The 4480-nt window shown below is 71.4% G+C and carries 5 protein-coding genes; 4 read left to right on the top strand and 1 reads right to left on the bottom strand.

Annotated features, from left to right (window positions below; translation table 11 throughout):
• From D1643_RS09855 to D1643_RS09845, 3 genes are all read left to right on the top strand, one after another.
• Window positions 1–194: pyridoxamine 5'-phosphate oxidase family protein (locus D1643_RS09855; protein WP_160710454.1), on the top strand; the 194-nt coding region annotated here is incomplete at its 5' end.
• Window position 195: 1 nt separating this feature from the next.
• Window positions 196–633, top strand: a complete 438-nt coding sequence (locus D1643_RS09850; RefSeq protein ID WP_160710417.1) for a thioesterase family protein — start codon at window positions 196–198, stop codon at window positions 631–633.
• Window positions 634–797: 164 nt separating this feature from the next.
• Window positions 798–1658: an RNA methyltransferase gene (locus tag D1643_RS09845; protein WP_160710418.1), complete on the top strand. Its 861-nt coding sequence runs from the start codon at window positions 798–800 to the stop codon at window positions 1656–1658.
• A 252-nt stretch (window positions 1659–1910) separates the two neighbouring features.
• Here D1643_RS09845 and D1643_RS09840 read toward each other — a convergent pair whose 3' ends face one another.
• Window positions 1911–3308 carry a sodium-dependent transporter gene (locus tag D1643_RS09840; protein WP_160710419.1) on the bottom strand — a complete coding sequence of 466 codons (1398 nt, stop codon included), beginning with the start codon at window positions 3306–3308 and terminating at the stop codon, window positions 1911–1913.
• A 71-nt stretch (window positions 3309–3379) separates the two neighbouring features.
• On the opposite strand from D1643_RS09840, the gene D1643_RS09835 reads away from it, so the two are divergent.
• Entirely contained in the window at window positions 3380–4348 is a 969-nt protein-coding gene (locus D1643_RS09835; RefSeq protein WP_160710420.1) for an L-lactate dehydrogenase, read from the top strand.
• Window positions 4349–4480 lie beyond the last annotated feature (132 nt).

Here is a 4480-nt window from a genome sequence, read left to right as displayed (position 1 = left end):
CGCGCATCGTCGAGGACGAGGCCGAGAAGCGCGCCCTCTGCCGCGCCTTCGCCCTGCGCTACTGCGCCGGGCTCGAGGAGGGCGTGGACGAGGAGATCGACAAGCTCATCGGTCGCACGGCCATCGTGGTCATCGACGTGGAGCAGCTCACCGGCAAGCAGGCCATCGAGCTCGTTCCCAGCAAGGAGGCCTAGGATGGAGGTCATCACCCCCATAGCGGTGCGCTACGCCGAGACCGACATGATGGGCGTGGTCTACCACGCCAACTACCTGCTGTACTTCGAGGACGCCCGCACCGACTTCCTGGAGAAGGCGGGCTTCCCCTACGCCTCCATCGAGGAGGCGGGCTATATGTGCCCCATCTACGCCGTCGACCTGCAATACGGCGAGCCGCTGCGCTATGGCGAGGGCGCCTTCGTGGCCACGCGCGTGGTGGAGTCGCGGCCTACCAAGACCACCTACCTGCAGCGGGTGTTCCGCGAAGGCGACGATCCCGCTACGGCCAAGCCCCTGGTCAGCGGTCACGTCACCGCGTGCATGGTGGAGCGCGACACCTTCCGGCCCGTGAGCATCAAGCGCGCCCTGCCCGAGCTCTACGCGTTCTACGACGGCATCGTCGAGCCGGAGGCGTAGGCGCCGCGCCGAGTCTTGCGCGGCGGGCAGGCGCGCGCCTCTCCCGGCAGCCCGCGGGGTCGCAGCCGCCGCGCCGCCCGCGACCGAGGCGGCCTTCCGCAGGCAGGCCAGACAGCCAGGCGCAGCGCCCTGCCCGCCAGCCGTCCCCGACCTCAGGAGGCCCCATGACGCTCACCCGTCCCGACACGCTGGACGACCCGCGGCTGGCGGTGTTCTCGTCGCTGACCGACGCCGAGCTGCGCGACCCGCGCCAGCTGGTGGGGCTTGCCCGCGCCCTCGACGCGTCGGCCGATCCCGAGCGGCTGGCCGGCGGGCTGTTCATCGCCGAGTCGGCCAACGTCATCGAGCGGGCGCTCGACGCGGGCCTGGCCCCGTTCGCCCTGATCACCGAGGAACGTTGGCGCGCAGCAGCCGAGCCCCTGGTCGCGCGCATGGTCGCCGCCGACCCCGCGGCCCCCGCCTTCGTGCTCACCGCCGCCGAGCGCCGCGCCGTCACCGGCTACGAGCGCACGCGCGGGCCGCTGGCCGCCTTCCGCCGCCCGGCCCCGGCCGATCCCGCGGCCCTGCTGGCCGGGGCGCGACGCGTGGCGGTGCTCGAGGACGTAGCCAACCACACCAACATCGGCGCCCTCTTCCGCAGCGCGGCGGCCCTCGGCATGGACGCGCTCCTGCTCACCGAGCGCTGCCACGACCCGCTCTACCGCCGCGCGGCCCGCGTGTCCATGGGCACGGTGTTCCAGGTGCCGTGGGCGCGGGTGGACGCCGACTGGCCCGCGCTGCTGCGCGCGGCGGGGTTCGCCACCTGCGCGCTCGCGCTCGCCGACGACGCGCTGGCTATCGACGATGCGCGCCTGGCCGCCTGCGAGCGGCTCGCGCTCGTGCTGGGCACCGAGGGCGACGGGCTCGCGCCGGCCACCATCGCCGCCTGCGACTGGGTGGCGCGCATCCCCATGGCCCACGGCGTGGACTCGCTCAACGTGGCCGCCGCGAGCGCCGTGGCGTTCTGGGAGACGCGGGTGCGCTAGCCGGCAGGACGCGTCGCGTGCGACGTGCGAGCCGCGGGCAGCCCCCCGGGTGGGGCGACGCGCGATCCGCGGGGCGCCCTGGAGGGCCCGGCCGGCACGGCCGGCGCTCCCCCCGCGTGCCGGCCGCTTGACGCGCGGCCGCATCCCACCGGCCCCCTCACAAGAGAAGGGGCCGCCACGCCACGCGCGACGACCCCTTCCCCGCCCTTCCGACGTCCCGACGCCGGCCACGGCCGCGCGCCGATCGCGTTCCTAGCCGATGCCCCCGAAGAAGATGCCGAGCACGATGACCACGGCGGTGATGCCCACGAATCCGTAGCGCGTGAGCACGTCGAACCAGCGGCCGATCGGGCCATGGCCCAGCTCAGCCTGCTTCTTGGCAAACCCGCGCGGGCACACCCAGAAGAACATGACGGCCGCCAGGAACGCGCCCACGGGGATCACGTAGATGGAGATGACGTCCATCCACAGCGACACCGCGTCCCCACTCTCAAGCGGCAGGCCCACGGCCACGGCGATGACCGCCACCACGGCCACAGCCGCCCAGCGCGGCAGGCGGAACTGGTCCTGCAGCGCCTCCACCGGCGACTCGAACAGGTTCATGAGGCTCGTCACCGCGGCGAACACGACGGCCAGGAAGAACACGATCATGAAGAGGTTGCCCAGCGGCATCTCCTGGAACACGCCCGGCAGCGTGATGAACAGCAGCGGCGGGCCGCTCGACACGTCCAGCCCGAAGGCGAACAGCGCCGGCACCACGGTGAACGCCGCCACCAGCGCCGCCAGCGTGTCGAAGATGGCCACGTCGCGGGCCGAGCGCACCACGTCCACGTCCTTCTTCAGGTAGCTGCCGTACACAAGGGTGCCGCCGCCCGCCAGCGACAGGCTGAAGAACGCCTGGCCGAGCGCGTAGACCCAGGTGGTGGGGTTGGCGAGCGCCTCCCAGCGTGGCACGAGCAAATACTCGTAGCCCTCGAAGGCCCCCGGCATCATGAACACGCGGATGCCCACGATGACGAACAGCACGAAGAACGCCGGCATGAGCACCTTGTTGATGCGCTCGATGCCGCGGGATATGCCCAGGATCATGATGGCGAAGGTGACGCCCAGCCCCAGCAGGTGGAATCCGACGTTGCCCATCTCAGACGCCACAGCGCCGAAGAACGCGCCCACCTGGTCGGTGCTGATGAGCTGGCCGTCGAGCGACGCCACCAGGTAGTTGACGGCCCAGCCCAGCACCACCGCGTAGCCCACGGCCAGGGCCAGCTGGCCGATGGTGGGCACGAGCCCGATGATACGGCCGATCACGCGGCCGTGGGCCACGCCGCGCAGCTCCATGGCCTTGCCGAAGGCGCCGAGCGGACCGGCGCCCATCGCACGGCCGAAGGCCATCTCGCCGATGACGCCGGAGAACCCGAGCAAGGCCACGAACAGCAGGTACGGGATGAGGAAGGCCGCGCCGCCCAAGTCGGCCACGCGATAGGGGAACAGCCAGATGTTGGCCATGCCCACCGCGCTGCCCACGCAGGCCAGGATGAACCCGGTGCGCGACGCCCACGCATCACGCCCCTTCGCCGAGGAGGCGGCATCGGCCGCCGCGTCGGCGGCCCGGGCCTCCACTTCAACAGAATTCTCGCGGTTTTCTCGCACGGTGCTCCCCTTCCTCTGGCGGAGCCTATCATGATACCCTTCGACGACGGAATTTCTCGGGAGAAAGGGTGATCATGGGCCAGGTCAACGATCGGAAGGTAGCCGTCATCGGATGCGGGTTCGTCGGATCGGCGTCCGCCTTCGCGCTGCTGGAGTCGGGGCTGTTCTCGGAGATGGTGCTCATCGACGTGGACGCCGAGAGGGCCGAGGGCGAGGCGCTCGACATCAGCCACGGCATGGCCTTCGCGAGCCCCATGAGCATCTACGCCGGCACCTACGACGACATCGCCGACGCCGGCGTGATCGTGGTGACGGCAGGCGTCGGGCAGAAGCCGGGCGAGACGCGCATCGACCTCGTGCACCGCAACGTCGAGGTGTTCCGCGGCATCATGGGCGAGATTCGCGCGCGGGACTGCGGCGGCATCCTGCTCGTGGTGTCCAACCCCGTCGACGTGCTCACCTATGCGGCCATCCGCCTGTCGGGGATGCCGGAGGATCGGGTGATCGGCTCGGGCACGGTGCTCGACACCGCGCGGCTCAAGCAGATCATCGGCGAGCGCCTGGAGGTTGACCCGCGCAACGTCCACGCCCGCATCCTCGGCGAGCACGGCGACAGCGAGATCATCGCCTGGTCGAGCGCGCACGTGGCCGGCATCCCGCTCGAAGACTTCTTCAACATGCGCGCCGAGGGCTCCTATGCCGCCTTCCGCGACGAGATGAGCGACCTGGTGCGCAACGCCGCCTACGAGATCATCCGCCGCAAGCGGGCCACCTACTATGGCATCGCGCTGTCGGTCAAGCGCATCTGCGAGGCCATCGTGCGCGACGAGAAGTCGGTGCTGTCGGTGTCCAACATGCTCCACGGCGAGTTCGGCATCGAGGGCGTGGCGCTGTCCACCCCCTGCATCGTGGGGCGCGCCGGCATCGAGGGCCGCATGCCCCCGTCGCTCAACTACGCCGAGCAGCAGAGCCTGAAGGAGTCCGCCGCGCTGCTGCGCGAGGTGATCGACGAGATCGCGCTCGAGGACGCGGGCGCGTAGGAGGCGCAGGAGGGCGGGTTCGCGCGAGCGCGGGGCCGCGAGTTCGCTGGGCGCGGGGCCGAGTGCGGGGCCGCTGGTGCGCCGGGCATGTGTGCGCCGAGCGCGGGTGCGCAGCCGGCGCAGGCCGCGGGC

It is taken from the genome of Enterorhabdus sp. P55 (assembly GCF_009911695.1).
In the GTDB taxonomy this organism is placed as follows: Bacteria; Actinomycetota; Coriobacteriia; order Coriobacteriales; family Eggerthellaceae; genus Enterorhabdus.
Note: the sequence above shows the minus strand (reverse complement) of the source record. Positions and strands in the feature narration are given on the sequence as shown.